Below are 21,764 nucleotides of genomic sequence, written 5' to 3'. Positions count from 1 at the left end.
ACAGTCGCAACTATTTTTGCAATATTTGTTTTCATAAACTTCATGATTTCCACACATTTATTGACACTATGTTCACAATTCTATGCGCTCACTTTCCGACACTCTGACCGACAATCTCACCCCGAAAGCGAACTGGCCCCTGGCGTTGTGTGCCGGTTTACTGGGGATCGGGCAAAACGGTTTGCTGGTCATGCTGCCGCAGCTGGTCACGATGACCGGGCTATCGCTCTCCGTTTGGGCGGGTCTGTTGATGTTCGGTTCGATGCTCTTTTTACCGGCTTCGCCCTGGTGGGGACGCCAGAGCGAGCGGCACGGCTGCAAAAGCGTGATGCTGGCCTCGCTGAGCGGCTATCTGGCAAGTTTCTTCGTCATGGCGCTGGTGGTCTGGGCAATGGCGAACGGAATACTCAATGCCGCCTGGGGGCTGGCAGGGCTTATCCTCTCGCGCACCCTGTACGGCCTGACGGTCTCTGGTCTGGTGCCGGCGGCCCAGACATGGGCCATTCAACGTGCGGGTCTGGAGAAAAGAATGGCCGCGCTGGCGACGATAAGCTCGGGCCTCAGCTGCGGGCGTCTGCTGGGGCCGCCGCTGGCAGCGCTGATGCTCAGCGTTAACCCGGTGGCACCGCTGTGGCTGATGGCTATGGCTCCGTTTATCGCCCTGCTGATGGTGCTGCGTGAAGTGGCCGATCCGCCTTTACCGCCAGTGGCGCAACAGGCGACGCGGCTGCAGGCATCAATGCTGCCTTATCTTATGCTGGCGCTGTTGCTTGCCGCACTGGTGAGCCTGATGCAGCTTGGTCTGTCACCCCATCTCAGTCCGTTGCTGGACGGCAATGCGGCGCAAATCAGTCATCACGTTGCGCTGCTGCTGAGCCTGGCCGCGCTGGCAACGCTCGCTGCCCAGTTTCTGGTGGTGCGTCCGCAGCACTTTCGCCCGATGACGTTACTTTGCCTGGCAGCGGTGTTGATGGTGGTCGGGCTTGGGGTGATGTGTCTCGCGGATGTGGCGCTGTTCTATGTGGGGATCGTCATTACCTCGCTGGGAGCGGCGATGGCAACGCCCGGCTATCAGCTGCTGCTGAACGACAGGTTAACGACAGGCAAAGGGGCGGGGGTGATCGCCACCAGCCATACGCTGGGCTACGGCGTCAGCGCGTTGCTGGTGCCGCTGGTGACGCGCGCATTCGGTGAAACGTGTTTAATCGTGGCCGCCTGGGCAATGGCGCTGCTGTTTTTAGCCTTGAGCTTAGGGGTACGGTCGGTTGAACGTACCCCAGAAACAGGGGCCTAGTGGACGTGTCGGAAGGCGGTGCTGCCGGAACCCTCACTATGGCGCAGACGCTGCAGGGGATCCTGCTGATAAAAATGACAAAAACGTTGCCACAGGGCCGGGAAACGCGGGGCGAACAGCTCCGGGGCGCTAAAGAAATACTCTGACAGCACCGCAAAACACTCGGCCGGATCGGTTGCCGCATAGGCATCAATGCTGGCCGCGCTTTCCCCGACAAGGTCAATCTCATCCTGGATATTTTCCATCGCCGCATGCAGGTCGTGCTCCCAACCGGCGACTTCACGCAGCGGGATCAGCGGAACACCGCTGGCGCGATCGCCGTTGCGGGTATCAAGCTTATGCGCCACTTCGTGAACAATCAGGTTAAACCCGGACGCGTCGAACGAGTCCTGGATATCCAGCCAGTTGAGGATGATGGGGCCTTGCTGCCAGCTTTGCCCGGACTGCACCACGCGCTGGTTATGCACCAGGCCAATATCATCTTCCCACTCGTCATCAACGATAAACGGCGCGGGGTAGATCAGCACTTCGTGGAAGCCATCCAGCCACTCGATACCCAGTTCGAGCACCGGCAGGCAGAAAAGCAGGGCGATACGCGCGCTTTTAAGTGCATCCAGCTCAAACCCCTGCAGCGGAACCAGTCGCTTTTGCTGCAAAAAGCGATCCGCCAGTTGGATGAGCTTTGACTGTTCATCCGGCTGGAGGTTGGCCAGCACGGGGATCGCCAGCGCGTCATCCCACGGCAGCGCCACATGTTGACCAGCGTCATTTGATTTCCAGGGCCACTTAATCATCGCTGTGCTCGCAAACTCGTCACGTGTACAAAATTGAAAGGTCAGGTTCCGTTAACATGCCAAAGAACCCGGCATGAAGGCAACTATAAAACGTAGAGATGTGGGAATGGCAGGAGAGGCCAGCCCTCTGCCATTATTCAAACACTTATCCCGTTTCCTTTCAGTGACAAAAATCCCATTGAGACGATCCCCAGCGGAAAACATGGCACAACGGGTGGCACAGGGCGTTTATCGACGTTTGATTTCCCCGAGCGCGTCGATCAGTTGCGCCTTCTCCACGGATATTGGCTTATTGTCCTGAAGCGGTGCTAGTACCTCTCTGATTCATAAGTCGCTATTATGAATATTCGAGTTTCCAGAAAGCGCTAAGGATTGCCAGAATCTATGCCCGTCAATTTCGACCTCAACGATCTTTATGCCTTCCGAGCGCTGGTGGAGTACGGTAACTTCCGTATTGCCGCGGAATCTATCTGCCTCTCCCAGTCCGCCTTAAGCCGCCGCATTGAAAAGCTGGAGACCGCCGTCGGCGCGAAACTGTTCGACAGAACCACCCGGCGCGTGACGCTGACGCTCTTCGGGCAGACCTTTGCCGACCGCTGCGGGCAGCTTCTGGAAAACGTGGAGTCGATGCTGGCAGATATCGACAAGGTGAGCGAGGAGCGCACCGGGCTTATTACCGTCGCCACCGTGCCTTCGGCGGCCTGCCATTTTATGCCGGAGGTGATCCGCCAGTTTCATCGCCGCTATCCGCGTGTGCGCATCAAGCTTATCGACAGCAGCGCGGGCAACGTCATTGACGCGGTGGCCAGCGGGCAGGCGGATTTTGGCATCTGTTTTGCGAGGAGCCTGCAGCCAGATCTCACCTTTATTCCGCTGGTGGAGGATGTGTATGTCGCCGCGTGTCGTCGCGATCATCCGCTGGCGGGACGCAAGAGTCTGACCTGGCAGGCGTTTTATCAGCAGGATTACATCAGCCTGGACATTACATCGGGGAACCGGAATCTGCTCGATCAGATGCTCGGCCATATTAAGCCGGAGCGCCCGGGGATCTGCGAGACGCGCCACGTCACCACGATGCTGGGAATGGTAGAGGCGGGGATTGGTATTGCTGCCGTCCCCGCCATGTCAATGCCACACTCTGAGCACTCCTTCCTGACGCATATTCCGCTGACCGAGCCCGAGGTCAAACGCACGGTCGGGCTGATCCGGCGCAGCGGGCGTATTCAGTCGTGGATTGCCGCTGAGCTGGAAACACTCATTACTGCGCGTTATCGCGCGGCGGAGTGACGGGGATCATCCCGGTGGCGGTGATGGTCTCCTGCGCGTTTGCTGATGCGAGGTAATCCAGCAGCGCTTTACCCTCAGAAGGATGCTCCGCGTGAGCGGTGACCGCGCCGGCAAAACGGGTGATGTACTGCAGGTTATCCGGCAGTTTGCTGACAAACGTCACGCCGGGCACGGGTAACAACTCGCTGACCTGCTGGAAACCCACGGCGTATTTCCCTTTTGCCACCTCAGAGGCGACCGGGATGCGCTCCACCTTATGCGCTTTGCCCTCTACCTGTGCTTCAATCCCCAGCTTTTTAAAGAGCTCTGTTTGCACATACCGGCCGCTGGCGCTGTCGGAATAGGCGATGGCGCTGGCCTTAAGCAGGGTCTGTTTTAGCGCGCTATCCGTTGCGATATCCGGTACCGGCGAGCCGGCTTTCACCACCACGCCGATGGGCGAATCCGCCAGTTCAACGCGCGAGCCTTCTTTGACCATCCGGTCATTCGCCAGGTGCGCCAGTGCATCACCCACCATAATCACCACGTCTGCTTTTTCACCGCGCGCCAGTCGGTTGGGGATCGCCTGCGGCGTCTGTCCCATCGACGGCCCCGGGATCAGCACGATATGGTCGCCCGTCCGGGCTTCATACTGGGGGGCGAGTTTTTCCAGCGCGGCCTTAAAACCGCCTGAAATCATGACCGTCACCTCCTGGGCCAGCGCACCTGCGCTGGTCGCCAGTATTACCAGCCCGGTCAGGCCTGAACGTACAAATGTGCGCATATTATCCTCTCTGTACTTGCAGACTCATCGCGCTGCGACGGTAGAGATAAAGCGTTGCCAGCAACGCGCAGATCGCCGCGAAGCTCATCCAGTAGCCCGGGGAGGCTTTATCGCCGGTGTACTCAATCAGGGCCGTTGAAATGACCGGTGTAAACCCGCCGAAGATCGCGGTAGCAAGGCTATACGCCAGTGAGAAACCGGCAACACGCACTTCAACCGGCATGATCTCCGTCAGCGCCGGGATCATCGCGCCGTTATAGAGGCCATAGAGGAAGGAGAGCCACAGCAATACGCTCAGCATCATGGAGAAGCTCGGTGCCTGCGCCAGCAGCGTCAGGGCCGGATAGCTGGTGATCAGCGCCAGCAGCGTCATGGCAACCAGCACCGGTTTACGGCCGAAGCGGTCCGACAGGGCTCCGCCCACCGGCAGCCAGATAAAGTTGGAGATGGCCACCAGCAGCGTCACCAGCAGGCTGTCGGAGGCGCTGAGCATTAACACTTTTTTGCCGAAGGTAGGCGCATAGACGGTGATCAGGTAGAACGCGGTGGTGGTCATGGCGACCATCAGCATGCCCGCGACCACAACCGGCCAGTTCGCCAGCAGGGTGGTAAAGACCTGACGCATCGCCAGCGTGTGACGGCGGGTGCGAAACTCTTCGGTCTCTTCCAGCTTGCGGCGCAGGAAGAAGATAAACGGCACAATCAGGCAGCCGAACAGGAACGGGATCCGCCAGCCCCATTCACGAATGGCGCTCTCTTCCAGCATCGCGTTCAGCGCAAAGCCCATTGCGGCGGCCACCATAATCGCCACCTGCTGACTGCCGGATTGCCAGCTGGTAAAGAAGCCTTTGCGACCCGGCGTGGCAATTTCAGCCAGGTAGACCGACACGCCGCCAAGCTCCGCCCCGGCGGAAAAGCCCTGCAGCAAGCGTCCAGCCAGCACCAGCAGTGGCGCCCACAGGCCGATGCTCTCATAAGAGGGGATCAGCACAATCAGGAAGGTGCCGGCCGCCATAATCGACAGGGTGGTAATTAACCCTTTACGGCGACCCACCTTGTCGATGTAAGCCCCGAGGACAATCGCGCCAATGGGGCGCATTAAGAAGCCTGCGCCAAAGACGGCGAAGGTCATCATCAGCGAGGCAAACTCACTGCTCGCCGGGAAGAAGGTATGCGCGATGTAGGTGGCATAGAACCCGAACAGGAAGAAGTCGAATTGCTCAAGGAAATTGCCCGAGGTGACGCGAAGTATCGCGCCCGCTCTTGCGCGAACGGTTGCAGGTGGGGTTGAGGAAATCATGGTCGTCTCCAGTTTTTTATTGACGTGTTGTCCGTCTGTTTCTGAAAACTGGCGCATTAAACGGAAATTAATAAGCGCAAATCACGCATGAACTGATGCGTGCTGCACATCAATGACGGGACGTTGACCGGGATTTACATGCCTAACAATAACTTAACAATTCATTGATTTTTCATTCACCATAATTAGCTAAGTGGCTGATATCGCTATTTTGTGATATCGCGCAGAAGGGCAGAGTAGCCGCTGCTCTTGTCGGGTGGCGCTTCGCTTACCCGACCTGTGAATTTTGTAGGCCCGTGCAAGCGTAGCGCCGCCGGGCAAAACTGGCAGAGCGCTCTATTCAGCGCAGCGCCTGCGCAATCGCGCTAAACATCAGCGACGCTTCCAGCGGCTGGGCGCTGAAAGACGGCTCCGCCTGCGGCCAGGTGGACCACTGGACGATCACCAGGTTTTCTTTTTGATTCACCATAATCATCTGGCCAAAAATCCCCAGCGCCCAGAGTGAATCTTTCAGGGAATCCTCTGGCGCGGGCTTAACGTCTGTTGCCGTGGCGGGCACCTCGTTATTCCACCACTGATAGCCGTACAACCCTTTCGGATGCGCGTCTGAGACGGAACCTTTCGCCTGCGTCCAGTCTGACGACTCTTTTACCCAGCCGTCAGGCAGGATCTGTTTGCCCGAAGGGAGCGTACCGTTATGCAGGATAAATTCGCCGAAGCGGCCCCAGTCTTCCAGCGTGGCGTTAAAGCCGTGCGCGCCGACATCGTGCTGGCCTTTACGGTAGGCATGCCATACGCCGTCGTTCGCCATCCCGTACGGCTGCCAGATGCTTTTCTCCAGGTACGCCGCCAGCGTCATACCGGTGGCGCGCTCCAGCACGTCACCCAGCAGCCACGCGCCACCCGATGAATAGGACCAGTTCTCTCCGGCGGGGTGTTCCCGATGTAATCCCTTCACCAGCTTACGCACGCAGTCGTAGGTGCCCGGCTTAGCTTCGCATTCGGTGAGCTGCGCGAAATCAGACTGTGGGTTGGTGTAGTCTTCGTTCCACGCCACGCCAGAGGTGTGAGTGATCAGCTGTCTCAGCGTCACGCCATCCCACGCCGTGCCTTTTAAATCGGGTTCGTAGCGGGTGATAAGATCGTCAAGGGAGTGGATTTTGCCCTCTTTAAGGGCGACCCCGACCAGCGCAGAGACCACGGATTTCCCCACCGAACGTGATGTCCAGAGCGTGGAATCGGTATTGCCTTCACCCAGATATTTCCACGCTATTTTGCCGTCCTTCAGCACCAGCATGCCGCTGACGTTCTGGCGCTTCACGTAATCCTGGAGGGTATAAGTCTTGCCATTAACCTGATACCGGGCGTCGGTAAGCGGTTTCTCCGCTGCCAGCAGCGGCGTGGCCTTTCCGTGGCGGAAAACATCGCCCGCGTAGTTGCGATAGTCGTTACGAAAGCCCACCACGCGATCCGCCTGACTCCAGGTGAGCATGCTGTGCGTGTCGGGAAGGGTTGCGTCAAACGGTGCAGGACACTGGTTGAGGTCGGTGCCATGACAGGCAGCCATAACGGCAGGGGATAAGAGGCTGCTGACCACCAGTGCGGCGAGCAGGCTGCGGTTTAACGTTTTGTTTTTCATGTTTATCTCGTTTGGTTCAGGAAGGACTTCAGTTTAAGAAGCCGCGCCCTATAATAAAAAACGGGTTATGGGGGAAATTCCCCCCGAAAAACGGAATGAAGGGAGAGCAGGCGATGGTCTATTCATTTGCCCAGCTGGAGGCGTTTACCGCGGTGGCAGAGCACGGCAGCCTGATGAAGGCGGCCATTAAGCTCGGTAAAGACCGTACGACCCTGCGCGATCTGATCGATTTTCTTGAGGACGGGCTGGGTTATGCCCTGTTCCTGCGCGAGGGACGCAGCGTGCGGCTAACGCCTGAAGGGGAACAGCTTCAGCGACAGGCGCACCTGCTGATGCGTCAGGTGAAAGCCTTTGAGGCCTTTGCCAGAGCGGTGCCGGACAGCGCGACGCAAGACATTGCCCTTGTTTACGATCCGTTCACTCCCCGGGCTTTTCTGCAGGCGCTGATTGCAGAGATGGCGGCACAAAAAATACGCCTGAGCCTGACCAGCGCGTCGCGTGACGAGGCGGAAGCTCTGCTGGCGAGCGGAGAGGCGGATTTAGGTATCTGCCAGGCGCGCAACCGCAGCGTGGGTAATGAGATGGAGTGGCGGGCTCTGGGAGCCATCGACATGGATTTTTACGCCGCAGACGCGCTTTTTGCGAAGGTTGCCACGCCGGTTTCGCTGCTCGATCTCTCTCTGGTTCCGCAGGTGGTTATGCATGCCGCGTCAGATGAACCGGTTGCCCGTCGTCTGCAAATTGCCGGGCATACCCTTTTCACTAATGAAATTGAGATGCTGCGCGGCCTGCTGGAGCAGGGCTGTGGCTGGGGCTTCTTGCCGACCCATCTTCATGCGACGCAGTGGAAAAACGTAAAAAGGCTGCCCACCGAAGTGGGCAGCCAGGGGATAAGTCAGACGATGGTCACTATCTGGAAGCCGGGCAGCGACAAGCGTGAGCGGATCAATCAAACGTTGTCGCGGCTGCCGGCACTATGGAAATGCTCAGCGCTGTGAACATCCCTGGCACTGTTTGTTCTGGATCTGCTGGAAGAAGTCGTTACCTTTGTCATCCACCAGGATAAACGCCGGGAAGTTCTCCACTTCGATTTTCCAGATGGCTTCCATTCCCAGTTCCGGGTACGCCACGCACTCCAGGCTCTTGATGCTGTTTTGCGCCAGTACCGCCGCCGGGCCGCCGATGCTGCCCAGATAGAAGCCGCCGTGTTTGTGGCAGGCATCCGTCACCTGCTGGCTGCGGTTGCCTTTGGCCAGCATGATCATGCTCGCGCCGTGGGACTGCAGTAAATCCACATACGAGTCCATGCGGCCCGCAGTGGTTGGGCCGAGTGAGCCGGAGGCATAACCTTCCGGCGTTTTGGCCGGGCCCGCGTAGTAAATCGGATGGTCTTTAACGTACTGCGGCAGTTCCTCGCCGTTGTCGAGCAGTTCTTTCAACTTCGCGTGGGCGATATCACGCGCCACGATGATGGTGCCGTTCAGCGACAGGCGGGTAGAGACCGGGTGCGCGGAAAGCTGCGCCAGGATCTCGTTCATCGGCGTGTTGAGGTTGATGCTGACCACGTCACCTTCACCCTGCTGGCGCAGCGATTCAGGAATGTACTGACCCGGGTTGTGTTCCAGTTTTTCAATCCAGATCCCGTCGCGGTTGATTTTCGCTTTGATGTTACGGTCTGCGGAGCAGGAGACACCCATGCCGATTGGGCAGGAGGCACCGTGGCGCGGCAGGCGGATCACGCGGATATCGTGAGCGAAGTATTTACCACCAAACTGCGCACCCAAACCCAGGTTCTGCGCTTCCTGGAGCAGTTCCTGTTCGAGCTGAACATCGCGAAACGCCTGGCCGTGCTCGTTCCCCTCGGTAGGCAGGGCGTCGTAGTAGCGGGTGGAGGCCAGCTTCACCGTTTTCAGCGTCGCTTCCGCGGAGGTTCCGCCAATCACGAAGGCAATATGGTAAGGCGGACAGGCCGCGGTACCCAGGGTGCGCATTTTCTCCACCAGATAGTTTTTCAGTTTCGCCGGTGTGATCAGCGCTTTGGTTTCCTGATAGAGGTAGGTTTTGTTGGCTGAACCGCCGCCTTTCGCCATGCAGAGGAATTTGTACTCGTCGCCGTCGACGCTGTAGAGATCGATCTGCGCAGGCAGGTTGGTGCCGGTGTTCACCTCTTTATACATATCCAGCGCCGCGTTCTGGGAGTAGCGCAGGTTGTCTTCGATGTAGGTGTTGTACACCCCCTGACTCAGCGCGGCTTCATCGCCACCGCCGGTCCAGACGCGCTGGCCTTTTTTACCCATGATGATCGCTGTGCCGGTATCCTGGCAGGTTGGCAGCACGCCTTTAGCGGCGATTTCAGAGTTACGCAGGAACTGCAGGGCAACGTACTTATCGTTCTGGCTCGCTTCCGGGTCGTTAAGAATGGCGGCGACCTGCTTCTGATGGGAAGGACGCAGCATAAACGCAGCATCGTGGAACGCCTGCTGTGCCAGCAGCGTCAGCGCCTCTGGCTCGACTTTCAGGACTTCCTGACCGTCGAACTCGGCAACGGAGACGTGCTCTTTGGTCAGCAGATAGTATTCGGTGTCGTCGTGCACGAGTGGGAAGGGGTTTTGATAAAAAAACGGTTTGTTTGACATAGCTTGCTCCAGAAAAATAAAACCGCCGGAGGAGAAGTCCGGCGGTCAGGAATCAGAACATCATGGACATCCACGGATAACCAATCAGCAGCAGGGCCGCCAGGAAGATGGCACCGAAGATAGTGCCCAGGCGCCAGTAGTCTTTGGTTGGCAGGTAGCCACTACCGTAGTAAATCGGGCTTGGGCCGGTACCGTACGGGGTGATGATCCCCATCACACCCAGCGAGGTCACCATCAGCAGGACGAAGACTTCCATATTCATGCCCGGAATGGTGGAGGCGATGGTCAGCATCGCCGGCAGCAGCGCGGTGGTGTGCGCGGTGGTGCTGGCAAACAGGTAGTGCAGCAGGTAGAACGCCAGCAGCAGTACGATGGTGGCAACGCCCGGCGAGATACCGCTCATTAACAGACCGCCCTCTTTACCCAGCCAGCTGATAAAGCCGGTAGAGGAGAGGCCATCTGCCAGCGCGACCAGGGTGGCGAACCAGACGAAGGTATTCCACGCGGCTTTATTGCCGGTGATATCGTTCCACTCCAGCACGCCGGTCCACAGCATCAGACCCACAATCAGCAGGGCAGCCATGGCTGGTTCAATCCACGCGGCGGCGAAGATCCACATCAGCAGCGCACAGCATACGAACACCAGCAGCAGAATTTCATTGCGGGACAGTTTGCCCAGTTTTTCCAGTTCACGGGTTGCCCACAGCGGTACTTCATTATTCACTTTGACTTCTGGTGGGTAGAACCAGTAGGCCAGCAGCGGCATGGTCAGAATCAGCAGAATGCCCAGCGGCAGGAAGGCGAGGAACCAGGTACCCCAGGAGATATCAATCCCTACCGTGCTTTTCACCAGCGCCAGTGCCAGCAGGTTCGGCGCAAGGGCGGAGAGGAACATCGAGCTGGTGATACAGGCCGCGGTGATCGCCACCCACATCAGGTACGAACCAATTTTACGCGCGCTTGGGTCGTTTGGTTTTGAGCCATACAGCGGCGGCAGGTTAGCGATGATCGGGTAGATGGTCCCGCCGCTACGTGCGGTGTTGGACGGCGTAAACGGTGCCAGCAGCAGGTCCGCGAAGGTGATGGCATAACCGAGCGTCAGGCTGCGACGGCCGAGATATTTCACCAGAATCAGCGCCAGACGGCGGCCGAAGCGGGTTTTATCATAGCCCGCGGCGAACATGAAGGCACCGAAGATCAGCCACACAGTCGAGTTACCAAACCCGCTGACCGCCCACTTAAAGGAGGCACCCGCCAGCTTGAATTTCGGGTCGGCCAGCTGTTCAGGGCTGAACAGCACCCACTGGCTGCACAGCGCAATTGCCACCACGCCAGTCAGACCGATCACCGCGCCCGGCAGTGGTTCGAAGATTAAGCCGACGATCACGCCGACAAAGATCGCGAAGTAGTGCCACGCATAAGGCGGCAGTCCTTCCGGTACCGGAACAAACAGCAGCAGGACGGCGACGATAACGGGCAATGCCATCATCAGCAGTCGTTTTGCTTTCCCATTTGATGCCTGGTTCGCCACAGGGGGCGTTACAGCAGTTTTTGTATTCATAGTTTCACGTCTTAAGTTGTCAAAAATTCGGTCGCACTGAAAAACAAAATTGCTTTCTTAAGTTTCTTTGCTTTTTTTAGTTATTAAAGGTGCTGATTTGTATTTTCAGTAATAGCGATTTAACGCATTTTGGTTTGCGCTAAATTAAAAATTGATGATGTTTTTATATTGCGCTTTTGGATGCCATGACTATTGATCGCGATCAAGAAAAGAGAATTGCAGCGGTATTTTTATGCTTTTATTAATAACCACTCTGGCGTATGTGGGTATTACGTATATTATGAGCTCAATTTATCATTTCTGTAACAATGTCGAATTTTGATAATTTTTATATGATTGATTTGTATTGGTTTTATTGGTTTTTGGAGAAATGGTTTTACCATTGGTTATTTAACGAATTTTAAATTATTGTGAATGGCTAAATTACAATCGCTAACACCAATGTGTTATTTGTGTTATCGCAGGGATTAAATAGTTTTTTAACTAACGTAATAACTTTAGAAACTAAAAAAATCATTATATTAATATCATGACATCGGCAAATAACGACGAAATAAAAAATCAATCCGATAACGAATTCTTAATTTTTAAAGTTTGGAGTTTCAATTATGAGCACTAACGAACGTATTCTGAGCCCCTTCACATTACCGAATGGCACCGAACTGAAAAACCGTTTGTTAATGGCACCCATGACCACCTGTACCGGCTATTACGACGGCACGGTCACCAGCGAGCTGGTGGAGTACTATCGGGCCCGTTCCGGCAGCATTGGTACCATTATTGTTGAATGCTGCTTTATCGATGATCTCGGCCTTGCGTTCCCCGGCGCGATTGGTATCGATAACGACGAGAAAATCGCCGGGCTGGCGAAAATCGCGGACGCCATTAAATCCAAAGGCTCGAAAGCCCTGCTGCAGATCTACCACGGCGGCCGTATGGTCGATCCAAAACTGATCGGTGGCCGCACGCCGGTTGGCCCAAGCGCCGTTGCCGCGCCGCGTGATGGGGCCGCCACGCCGGTTGCCCTGACCGGTGAAGAAGTGGAAGGCATGATCGGCAAGTTTGGTGAAGCCGTTCGCCGCGCTATCCAGGCCGGTTTCGACGGGGTTGAAATTCACGGCGCAAATACCTACCTGATTCAGCAGTTCTACTCCCCGAACTCTAACCAGCGCGACGACGAGTGGGGCGGCAGCCGCGATAACCGCGCTAAATTCCCGCTGGCGGTGCTGGATATCACGCACAAAATGGTGCGCCAGTACGCGGACGACGCGTTCATTATTGGCTACCGTTTCTCCCCTGAAGAGCTGGAAGTCCCGGGCATCCGCTTTGAAGACACCATGTACCTGCTGGAAAAACTGGCGGCACGCGGTGTGGATTATCTGCACTTCTCCGTAGGGGCGACCCTGCGTCCTTCCATTGTCGACACGCAGGACCCAACCCCGCTCATCAAAAAATATTGCGCCATGCGCTCTGAAACCCTGGCTCAGGTTCCGGTGATGGGTGTCGGCGGCGTGGTAAATGCCGCTGACGTTAACGAGGCGCTGGATAGCGGTTACGACCTGATTGCCGTGGGCCGCGCTACCATCGCTTACCCGGACTGGACTGACCGGATCGCGGCCGGTGAAAGTCTGGAGCTGTTTATGGACAGCACCAAACGCGAAGAGCTGAGCATTCCTGAACCACTGTGGCGCTTCTCGCTGGTGGAAGCGATGATCCGCGATATGAGCATGGGCGAATCAAAATTCAAGCCAGGCATGTTCACTGAGAAGGTGCAGGACGATGTTAACGAACTGGTAATCAACGTCAGTCTGGAAACCGATCGCATCGCCGATATTGCGCTGGCGTCTGGCCCGAGCGAAGACGTTGAGTTTGTCACCAGCTTTGAAGAGATCCGCACCCGCATTCTGGACGCCAACACCCCGCACGTGGATGCCATCACGGGTGCAACCAGCCAGAGTGAAGCGGTGAAAAAAGCGGTCTCTAAAGCGATGCTGAAATCCAGCAAAGCGCTGGCGGCAGAAGAGGGCGCTGACCCGAACGCGACCCGCAGCGTGGATGTGGTGGTAGTGGGTAGCGGCGGTGCCGGTCTGGCCGCTGCCATTCAGGCCCACGATGAAGGCGCGAGCGTGCTGATTGTTGAGAAGATGCCAACCATCGGCGGGAACACCATCAAAGCTTCTGCCGGGATGAATGCCGCCGAGACGCGCTTCCAGCGGGTGAAAGGGATCCAGGACAGCAAAGAGCTGTTCTACCAGGAGAGCCTGAAAGGGGGCGGTAACAAGAACAACCCGGAACTGCTGCGCCGCTTCGTGGAGAATGCGCCGCAGGCGATTGAATGGCTGGCAACCCGCGGCATTATGCTGAATGACATCACCACCACCGGCGGGATGAGCATTGACCGTACGCACCGTCCAAAAGACGGCTCTGCGGTAGGCGGCTATCTGATCAGCGGCCTGGTGCGTAACGTCAACAAACGCAACATCGACGTAATGCTTGATACGTCCGTCAGCGACATCCTGTTCGAAAACGGCGGAGTCACCGGCGTGCGTCTGATCACAGAAGAGAACGAAACCCTCACCGTGACCACTAAAAGCGTCATTGTCGCCACCGGTGGCTTCAGCGCCAACAGCCAGATGGTGGTGAAATACCGCCCTGACCTGGAAGGTTTTGTTACCACCAACCACAAAGGGGCAACCGGCGGCGGTATCGCGCTGCTGGAACGCATCGGTGCCGGTACGGTAGATATGGGTGAAATTCAGATCCACCCAACCGTTGAGCAGAAAACCTCGTACCTGATTTCCGAATCCATTCGCGGCGGCGGAGCGATTCTGGTGAACCAGCAGGGGAACCGTTTCTTCAATGAAATGGAAACTCGCGATAAAGTCTCGGCGTCAATCATCGCACTGCCGGAGAAATACGCGTATATCGTCTTTGACGAGCACGTGCGTGCCAAAAACAAAGCGGCGGATGAATACATCGCTAAAGGCTTTGTGACCAGCGCCAGCTCGCCAAAAGCCCTGGCCGAGGCGCTGGGAATGGATTACCACGCTTTCCTGGCGACCCTTGAGCGCTACAACGGCTTTGTTGAAAAACAGCATGACGATGATTTTGGCCGTACCACCGCGCTGCGTGCGCCCATCAACGAAGGGCCGTTCTATGCCATTCAGATTGCGCCGGGCGTGCACCACACCATGGGCGGCGTGACCATCAACACCGAAACCTGCGTGCTGGACAGCAACCACAACGTGCTGCCAGGGGCGTTTGCGGCCGGTGAAGTGGTCGGCGGGATCCACGGCGGTAACCGTATCGGCGGTAACGCGGTGGCAGATATCATTATTTTTGGTACGCTAGCCGGACATCAGGCGGCGATGCGCTCAAAAAGAACGTAAGGCTCCTGTTTTCCTGGCCGGATAAGCGTTGCGCTGTCCGGCATTCTCCCCGGCGGCGCGGCGCCTGCCGGGGCTACCTCTGAGGAAACTGCCATGTCTGATGACAACCGCGTCTACAGCTACTCCGCCGTCCTGATGGGCTCTCCCATCCTCCTGAAACTCTTCTCCCATGACGAAGCCCTCGCGTCCCGCGTGTTTCGCCTGATCAAACAGTACGAAGATCTGCTTACCGTTAACCGCGCGCACTCTGAAGTTATGGAAATCAACCATGCGGCGGGGCAGCGGCCCGTCAGCATCAGCCGTCCGGTGTTCGAGCTGATCCGCTGCGCAAAAGCGGCGAGTCTGCTCAAGGACAGCGCGTTTAACCTGGCGATTGGCCCGCTGGTGAAACGGTGGAAAATCGGCTTTCGCGGCGACAGCGTGCCGCCCGCCGAAGACATCGCCGCCTTGCTGGCGATTACCCGTCCTGAGGATGTGGTGCTGGACGAGGCCAGCAGTAGCGTCTTTTTGACCCAAAAAGGGATGGAGATCGACCTGGGCGCCATCGCCAAAGGCTATATCGCCGACAGGGTGCGGGATTATCTGCGCAAAGAGGGCGCTGAACTCGGGCTGATCAACCTTGGGGGCAATATCCAGACGCTGGGCTCGCCGGAGGGGGGCTGGAGCGTGGGGCTTAAAAAACCGTTTGCGGGTGATGAGCTGATCGGCGCGATGACGGTAGAGAACCGCTCCGTGGTGACGTCGGGAACCTATGAACGCTACTTTGAACAAAACGGCAGGCGCTACCACCATATCCTTGACCCGCGTACCGGGTATCCGCTTGATAACGAACTGGACAGCGTGACCATCATTTCAAACGATTCCATCGACGGGGATATCTGGACCACGCTGATGTACGGCATGGGTGTGGAGAAGGGCTGTGCGGTGCTGCGCGCGCGACCTGATATTGAAGCGATCTTTGTGACCAAAACAAAAGAAGTGGTGCTCTCTTCAGCGCACCACTTCCGCTTTACTTTACTGGATAATAGTTACCGCATTACTGACAGTACTGTTTGAGCAGGCCTGTCTGCTCGGGCTGGAGACGGTAACGATATACCGGGCGCCCTGTCGCGCCGTAGTGAATGCTGGTGAACAGAATATTGATTTGCGCCAGCCAGATCAGATATTTGCGGCAGGAGACGCGCGAGATATTCACCGCGCTGGCCAGGTCATCGGTGGAAAACTCGGTCTCCGGGTGAGCGTCAATCCACTGGCAGATGGTGCGCAGTGTTTGCGGCGTTAACCCTTTTGGCAGCTTTTTGCTGTCTGCCAGCTCCGGCGCGCCGCCGTGGATCAGCCTGTCGACGTCCGCCTGCTCATAATACTGGTGCGAGCCCATCAGGCTGTGCTTTGCCTTCCAGCCGTTCAGCGCCTCTTCAAAGCGCGGGAACTGGAACGGTTTAATCAGATAATCCACCACGCCGTAATGGATAGAGGTCTGGATTGTCGCGGCGTCCGCAGCCGAAGAGATCATAATGACATCGATCGGGCGACCGGAAGCGCGGATCACTGGCAGCAGATCCAGCCCGTTATCCTGCTGCATATAGACATCCAGCAGCACCAGATCAACCGGCTGGGCAGGGTTGTTAATAATGGCCTCGGCCTGGTTCAGCGTGGAGGCGACGCCGCAGCAGCTAAAGCCTTCAACACGGTTAACATACAGACGGTTGAGGTCGGCTACCATGGCGTCATCATCGACAATTAATACATTTATCACGCGATATTCCTCTCGCTATCCCAGGGGATGTGAACAAAAAATTGGGTAAATACGCCAGGTTCAGATTCGACAGTGATATCACCGCCCAGGTTCTGAATTTGCTGGCGGGCAAGGAACAGCCCAACGCCCCGGTTTTCACCTTTTGTTGAGAAGCCTTTAGTAAAAATAGTCTCCAGCTGGGCGGGATCAATTCCCGGGCCGTCATCGCTGACTTCACAGCTGAGCCAGCCATTCTGATAGTGCAGCAGCAGGGTGATTTCGCCTTCCTGCTGGCCCTCCATCGCGTCCAGCGCGTTCTCAATCAAGTTACCGAGCACGGTAACCAGCACCGCGACCTGCTCTTCGTTGGCGGTATCCGGTATCTGGCACTCATCCGCCAGGGTGAGGGTGATCCCCGCTTCTTTCGCCCGGTTGATTTTACCCAGCAGGAACCCGGCAATCACCGGGGATTTCACCTTGCTCTGGATGGTGCCAATGTCCGTCTGATAATTGTGCGCTGTCTGCAGGATGTACTCTTCCAGTTTGTCGTAGCGCTTGATATGCAGCAGGCCCAGGATCACGTGCAGTTTGTTCATAAACTCGTGCGTGTGGGCGCGCAGGGCATCGACGTAATTCACCATGCCGTCGATGCGCTGCATCAGCTGGCTGATTTCGGTTTTGTCGCGGAAGGTGGTGATGGCGCCTATCACCCGCTCCTGGCTTTTCACCGGCACCATGTTGCACAGCAGCAGCCGTCCGTTGCAGCTGATCTCCTGATCCTGACGCGCGATGCCCGTCTTTGACACCTCACGCAGGCTGGCCAGCAGGGGCGCGCTGGCGTTTTCGGTCTGCTTGCCGGAGGGCAGGAGCAATATCTCTCTGGCGGTGTGGTTTATCATCGTCACGCGGCCATGAATATCGACCGCTAACACTCCTTCGCGGAGCGACTGCAGCATCGCCTGACGTTGTTCAAACAGCGCGGAGATTTCATACGGCTCCAGCCCGAACAGGATGCGTTTCAGAACGCGAACCAGTCCCCAGATCGCCATGGAGCTCATAAAGATACTGAACAAAATGGTCCAGACGGCGTTGAGTCGCCCGCGGGCGATCTGGTCTTCTACTTTTTTAAGCGAGATGCCGACCACCACCACGCCGATCTGCTCGTGCTGGCTGTCATACACGGGCGTAAATACGCGAAGGGCTTCCGCGAGCGCGCCCCGGTTAACGGAGACGTTCTCTTTCCCTTCCAGCGCCGGGTTCAGATCGTCGCCGATAAAATGCAGGCCAATCAGCGCTTCGTTCGGGTGCGAATAGCGAATACCGCGCATGTCGGTGACCACGGTCAGCAGCAGGTCGTTGCGTTTTGTAACGCCCTGGGCGATGGGCTGGATGATATCGGCCTGCGGCGGTTGCATCAGGCCGCGCTGGATCTCCGGGCTGTTCGCCAGCGTTCGGGCAATACCCAGCGCCGTATCTTTGACGTCATCACGGGTTGCCCGGGTGATCTGCACTGAATAGAGCGCAAAGACCAGCAGCAGCACAGAGGCGATGATCGCGCACACCATCAACGTGACCAGCGTGTTCAGTTTCATGGGGCGCTTGCGCGTCTGGGGAAAGGGCTGCAAATCGCTCATCAACACTCCGCGATGAAGAAGAAAGGGGTAATTATCGCCGATGACGCGCTTTTCTTAAAGCTGTGTAAAAGCATGCATTTGCTCCGCTTTTCGTGACCCTCCTCGCATGTCATCCATATAAAACACTTTATAGTGTGTGGGTACTCATAATAAGGAGGCTGTTTATGAGCATTATGCTTACCGGTTCGGTCAAGGAAAGACGGCACGCCAGCACGATGAATATCGATAGATTGTCCACGCTGGACATGCTGAAAGTCATTCACCAGGATGATGCACTTATCTCCGCTGCAATCACCCCTTTTTTACCCATTATTGCCCGTGTGGTGGATAACGCCGCCGCGACCCTGAGCCACGGGGGGCGTCTGGTCATGGTTGGCGCGGGGCCGTCCGGCTGTGTGGCAAAACAGGCGGCGGATGAGTATGCCCCGGGTAAAACCCCGGTGATTGCCATCACGGCTGGAGACGATGCGACAAGCTACGAGCGCGGCGTTGCCGACCTGCAGGCGATTAACTTTGGCGAGCACGATATGATGCTGGCGGTCACCGTAAGCGGAAAAACGCGGTGGGTCTGGGGCGCCATGCGGCATGCGTGGTCGCTCGGTTCACCGGTGGCGGTGATTACCGATAATGCACAAAGCGAAGCGGCGCAGCTGGCAAGTATGGTGATTGCGCCAGAGCTGGGCCCGGATGTGGTTGCCGGGTATCTCAACACCAAAGCGGCCATCGCGCAGAAAATGATCCTCTCTATGGTGACCACCGGGCTGGCCGTCCGCACCGGGCGGGTTTACAGCAACCTGCGCGTGGATCTGGAGGCGAGCAGCATCCAGTGGGCTGAACGGCAAATCGCGATAGTGATGGAAGCGGGGGGATGCACCCGCGCGGTGGCGAAAGCCGCGCTGGAGAGCTGTAACCATAACTGCAAAACGGCGGTGCTGATGGTGCTGACCGGGCTGGATGTATGGAAAGCGCATGAGTTGCTTGCGCAGAACAACGGGTTTATTCGGGTGGCGTTGCAGGAAGCGCCGTAATAGAGCGCGCAGGAATAAAAAAAGGCCGCGATTGCGGCCTTTGGTGTTTTGGTGGATTAGAACTGGTAGGTCATGCCTACGCCAACGATGTCATCGGTGGAGATGCCATTGGCTTCGTAGAAGCGATCATCGTTATCCAGCAGGTTGATTTTGTAATCAACATAGGTGGAGAAGTTTTTATTGAAAGTGTAGGTCATGCCAACATCGATATAGTTCACGAGATCAACATCACCGTGCTGGCCCTGAGGATTACTGCGGTTACCTGGGTAAGTCATGTCTTTACCCTTAGAGTAAACCCATGCCAGGGATGGACGCAGACCGAAGTCGAACTGATATTGTGCTACTGCTTCGAAGTTCTGAGTTTGATCCGCGATACCATAATCACCATATGGCGTCATATTGCGAGTTTCAGCATACATCATCGCCAGATAGATGTTGTTAGCATCATATTTCGCACCCAGAGTCCATGCTTCTGCTGTTTTACCGCCCGCGTAACGAGCGCTGTATTTCTCACCGTAACCTTCTTGTTTGTTGCTACGATCAGAGGAAGAATATGCCGCACCCAGGCTCAGGCCGAAATCGAAATCATAGGTGGTAGACATACCGAAGCCGTCGCCATTCTGGAAACGCACGTCGTCATGACCATTTTTGGTTCCTTCCTGATCTTCTGTCGCGTCCTGACCTTCATTCGCGCCCTGATATTGCAGCGCAAAATTCAGACCTTCAACCAGACCAAAGAAATCCGTATTACGGTAGGTCGCCAGACCGTTAGCACGGCCATTCATAAAGTTATCAGTCCAGGTGTAGGAATCACCACCAAATACCGGCAGCATATCGGTCCAGGCTTCTACGTCATAGACGACACCATAATTACGGCCATAATCAAATGAACCGTATTCGCCATATTTCAGACCCGCATAGGCCAGACGGTTAAAGGATTTATCACCGGAGGACTCAGTATTATTTGCGTAGGTTTTATATTCCCACTGGCCGTAACCGATCAGATCGTTGGTGATCTGAGTTTCACCTTTGAAGCCAACCTGCACATAGGTTTCATCGCCATCGTCGCCAGGGTTGTCAGAGAAGGTATGACGTGCATCGACTTTACCGTACAGGTCAACTTTATTACCGTCTTTATTGTACATCTCAGCGGCATTTGCTGCGCCAGCCATTAATAATGCGGGTACAAGAATGGCCAATACTTTTCTTTTCATTATATATTCCCTTTAGAGATAATTTATATGAATATATGTAATCACGCTCCGCAACTACAGCGTCGATACTATTCCAGGAGAGGGGGTTTAAGTTCAATAATAAATGTAATTAAATGGGTAAAAATATTACTAAATATTTCTAAGTGTCGCTTTATTTTTCTCGTGAATTATAATTTGAAATATATATTGGTTAATTATTGTTAAGTATTTTTCGTGGTTATTTTATAAATTCTATTATTAGCCTTAATTATATTTCTCCGAATTAAACACTCACCAGTCGTCCTCTTCTGTAACCTTGCCCAGGATCAACTTAAGGCAAACTGAGCGTCAGAAACCTTCACACAGCACAGGGTTTAATGCCAAACTGTGACAGTTGTCACAAAACTAAAGTAAGCATGTGCAAACGGTACGGCAGTGACCGTGGAGTGAAAGATGGAACGAAAAATCGAACGCAGCCTGGGAGGCAAACTGGCCCTGTGGGTGTTTTACGCTTTTTGCGGTTACTTTGTCTGGGCGATGGCCCGGTATGTTTGGGTCATCAGTAAAATACCGTCGCTGCCGAATGCAGCAGTGGAAGGGGATTTGGGTTCGACCAGCGGCAAATGGCTTGGGGCATTGCTGGGGTTTCTGGTGCTGGGCACGGTCGGCCTGATCCTGGGCGGGATTGCGTGGTACACCCGTCCCCGTCAGGACAACTCGTGATAGCGTCCGGGAAAGTTGCTATTGTAACCATTTTAACAACAGGACGTGATGATGGAACTTACGCAGTGGCAGCAACGTTTTGAGCGCTGGCTCGGGGAAAACCACACCACCGACGACACCGCGCATGATATTTCCCATTTTCGTCGCGTCTGGATGACGGCGCAAAAAATCCTGGCTAACCAGGCGGTCGAGCCGCTGGTGATCCTGACCGCCTGCTATTTCCACGATATTGTCAGCCTGCCGAAAAACCATCCTGAACGCGGCCAGTCATCCCAGCTGGCAGCGCGTAAAACGCGTGAGATCCTGCATCGCGACTTCCCGGACTTTCCCCCCGCGCATTATGACGCCGTGGCGCATGCTATTGAGGCACACAGCTTCAGCGCCGGGATCGCGCCGCAGAGTCTGGAAGCGAAAATTGTGCAGGATGCTGACCGGCTGGAAGCGTTAGGGGCGATTGGCCTGGCGCGCGTGTTTGCCGTTTCGGGGGCGCTGGGCGTGCCGCTTTTTGACGCACGCGATCCCTTTGCTGATGCGCGAACCCTTGATGACCGGGCGTTTGCCCTCGACCATTTTCAGACCAAGCTGCTGCGCCTGCCTGATACAATGCAAACAGAAATGGGGCGCGAGCTGGCACGCCACAACGCCGATTTTCTCATCCAGTTTATGGCAAAACTGAGTGCCGAATTACAGGGTGACTGCCTGGGGCTGGATAGCCAGGTACTGAGCCGCTTCCGCCGCAGTTTGCACCGTTGAACTGTGGTAATCTGTTTCCAGTCTTTATTGTCCGG

17 protein-coding genes are annotated in these 21,764 nt (G+C 56.1%); 8 read left to right on the top strand and 9 right to left on the bottom strand.

Features of this window, described 5'->3' with window-relative positions; all coding sequences use genetic code 11:
- Nucleotides 1–82: 82 nt before the first annotated feature.
- Complete coding sequence (locus ACQG22_RS14850; protein WP_369706906.1) at nt 83–1,294, top strand: MFS transporter; 1,212 nt, start codon at nt 83–85, stop codon at nt 1,292–1,294.
- On the opposite strand, the gene mtfA is transcribed toward ACQG22_RS14850, so the two are convergent.
- The gene (mtfA, locus tag ACQG22_RS14845; RefSeq protein ID WP_047352113.1) at nt 1,291–2,088 is read right to left on the bottom strand and encodes a DgsA anti-repressor MtfA; all 798 of its coding nucleotides are present in this window, start codon (nt 2,086–2,088) and stop codon (nt 1,291–1,293) included. The genes ACQG22_RS14850 and mtfA overlap by 4 nt on opposite strands.
- Before the next feature lie 384 nt (nt 2,089–2,472).
- On the opposite strand from mtfA, the gene ACQG22_RS14840 reads away from it, so the two are divergent.
- Nucleotides 2,473–3,375 carry a LysR family transcriptional regulator gene (locus ACQG22_RS14840; protein ID WP_023620167.1) on the top strand — a complete coding sequence of 301 codons (903 nt, stop codon included), beginning with the start codon at nt 2,473–2,475 and terminating at the stop codon, nt 3,373–3,375.
- On the opposite strand, the gene ACQG22_RS14835 is transcribed toward ACQG22_RS14840, so the two are convergent.
- The 3 genes from ACQG22_RS14835 to ACQG22_RS14825 form a co-directional block, all read right to left on the bottom strand.
- Nucleotides 3,347–4,138, bottom strand: coding sequence for a substrate-binding domain-containing protein (locus ACQG22_RS14835; RefSeq protein WP_369706907.1), 792 nt, complete (start codon nt 4,136–4,138; stop codon nt 3,347–3,349). The two genes, ACQG22_RS14840 and ACQG22_RS14835, sit on opposite strands and share 29 nt — an antisense overlap.
- Nucleotide 4,139: 1 nt before the next feature.
- Entirely contained in the window at nt 4,140–5,438 is a 1,299-nt protein-coding gene (locus tag ACQG22_RS14830) for an MFS transporter (protein ID WP_040019901.1), read from the bottom strand.
- A 340-nt stretch (nt 5,439–5,778) separates the two neighbouring features.
- On the bottom strand, nt 5,779–7,077 hold the full coding sequence (locus tag ACQG22_RS14825; protein ID WP_013097761.1) for a serine hydrolase domain-containing protein: 1,299 nt from the start codon (nt 7,075–7,077) through the stop codon (nt 5,779–5,781).
- A gap of 95 nt (nt 7,078–7,172) precedes the next feature.
- Here ACQG22_RS14825 and ACQG22_RS14820 point away from each other — a divergent pair, with 95 nt between their 5' ends.
- Nucleotides 7,173–8,075 carry a LysR family transcriptional regulator gene (locus ACQG22_RS14820; protein WP_369706908.1) on the top strand — a complete coding sequence of 301 codons (903 nt, stop codon included), beginning with the start codon at nt 7,173–7,175 and terminating at the stop codon, nt 8,073–8,075.
- Here ACQG22_RS14820 and fumA read toward each other — a convergent pair.
- Together fumA and ACQG22_RS14810 are read right to left on the bottom strand one after the other, a co-directional pair.
- On the bottom strand, nt 8,064–9,713 hold the full coding sequence (fumA, locus tag ACQG22_RS14815) for a class I fumarate hydratase FumA (RefSeq protein ID WP_369706909.1): 1,650 nt from the start codon (nt 9,711–9,713) through the stop codon (nt 8,064–8,066). The two genes, ACQG22_RS14820 and fumA, sit on opposite strands and share 12 nt — an antisense overlap.
- A 52-nt stretch (nt 9,714–9,765) precedes the next feature.
- Nucleotides 9,766–11,274, bottom strand: a complete 1,509-nt coding sequence (locus tag ACQG22_RS14810; protein WP_013097758.1) for an anion permease — start codon at nt 11,272–11,274, stop codon at nt 9,766–9,768.
- A 608-nt stretch (nt 11,275–11,882) separates the two neighbouring features.
- Between ACQG22_RS14810 and ACQG22_RS14805 the strand changes: the two genes are divergently transcribed.
- Nucleotides 11,883–14,663, top strand: coding sequence for a flavocytochrome c (locus tag ACQG22_RS14805; RefSeq protein WP_369706910.1), 2,781 nt, complete (start codon nt 11,883–11,885; stop codon nt 14,661–14,663).
- Between the two features lie 93 nt (nt 14,664–14,756).
- The gene (locus tag ACQG22_RS14800; protein ID WP_336340021.1) at nt 14,757–15,719 is read left to right on the top strand and encodes an FAD:protein FMN transferase; all 963 of its coding nucleotides are present in this window, start codon (nt 14,757–14,759) and stop codon (nt 15,717–15,719) included.
- Here the strand turns inward: ACQG22_RS14800 and dcuR are convergent.
- Both dcuR and ACQG22_RS14790 read right to left on the bottom strand, forming a co-directional pair.
- The gene (gene dcuR, locus ACQG22_RS14795) at nt 15,700–16,419 is read right to left on the bottom strand and encodes a two-component system response regulator DcuR (protein ID WP_013097755.1); all 720 of its coding nucleotides are present in this window, start codon (nt 16,417–16,419) and stop codon (nt 15,700–15,702) included. The genes ACQG22_RS14800 and dcuR overlap by 20 nt on opposite strands.
- Nucleotides 16,416–18,032, bottom strand: coding sequence for a sensor histidine kinase (locus ACQG22_RS14790; protein ID WP_336340022.1), 1,617 nt, complete (start codon nt 18,030–18,032; stop codon nt 16,416–16,418). The genes dcuR and ACQG22_RS14790 overlap by 4 nt, the downstream gene beginning before the upstream one ends.
- 164 nt (nt 18,033–18,196) lie before the next feature.
- On the opposite strand from ACQG22_RS14790, the gene ACQG22_RS14785 reads away from it, so the two are divergent.
- Complete coding sequence (locus tag ACQG22_RS14785) at nt 18,197–19,060, top strand: N-acetylmuramic acid 6-phosphate etherase (RefSeq protein ID WP_336340023.1); 864 nt, start codon at nt 18,197–18,199, stop codon at nt 19,058–19,060.
- A gap of 56 nt (nt 19,061–19,116) precedes the next feature.
- On the opposite strand, the gene ompC is transcribed toward ACQG22_RS14785, so the two are convergent.
- On the bottom strand, nt 19,117–20,274 hold the full coding sequence (gene ompC / locus ACQG22_RS14780) for a porin OmpC (protein ID WP_045292544.1): 1,158 nt from the start codon (nt 20,272–20,274) through the stop codon (nt 19,117–19,119).
- A 432-nt stretch (nt 20,275–20,706) separates the two neighbouring features.
- On the opposite strand from ompC, the gene drpB reads away from it, so the two are divergent.
- The gene (drpB, locus tag ACQG22_RS14775; protein ID WP_013097751.1) at nt 20,707–20,976 is read left to right on the top strand and encodes a cell division protein DrpB; all 270 of its coding nucleotides are present in this window, start codon (nt 20,707–20,709) and stop codon (nt 20,974–20,976) included.
- Nucleotides 20,977–21,027: 51 nt separating this feature from the next.
- Entirely contained in the window at nt 21,028–21,729 is a 702-nt protein-coding gene (locus ACQG22_RS14770; RefSeq protein ID WP_013097750.1) for a phosphohydrolase, read from the top strand.
- The last annotated feature ends 35 nt before the right edge of the window (nt 21,730–21,764 follow it).

Source organism: Enterobacter cloacae complex sp. 309I3 (assembly GCF_050031595.1).
In the GTDB taxonomy this organism is placed as follows: Bacteria; Pseudomonadota; Gammaproteobacteria; order Enterobacterales; family Enterobacteriaceae; genus Enterobacter; species Enterobacter cloacae.
The sequence above is the reverse complement of the archived record's forward strand: the minus strand, read 5'-3'. Positions and strand labels throughout refer to the sequence as shown.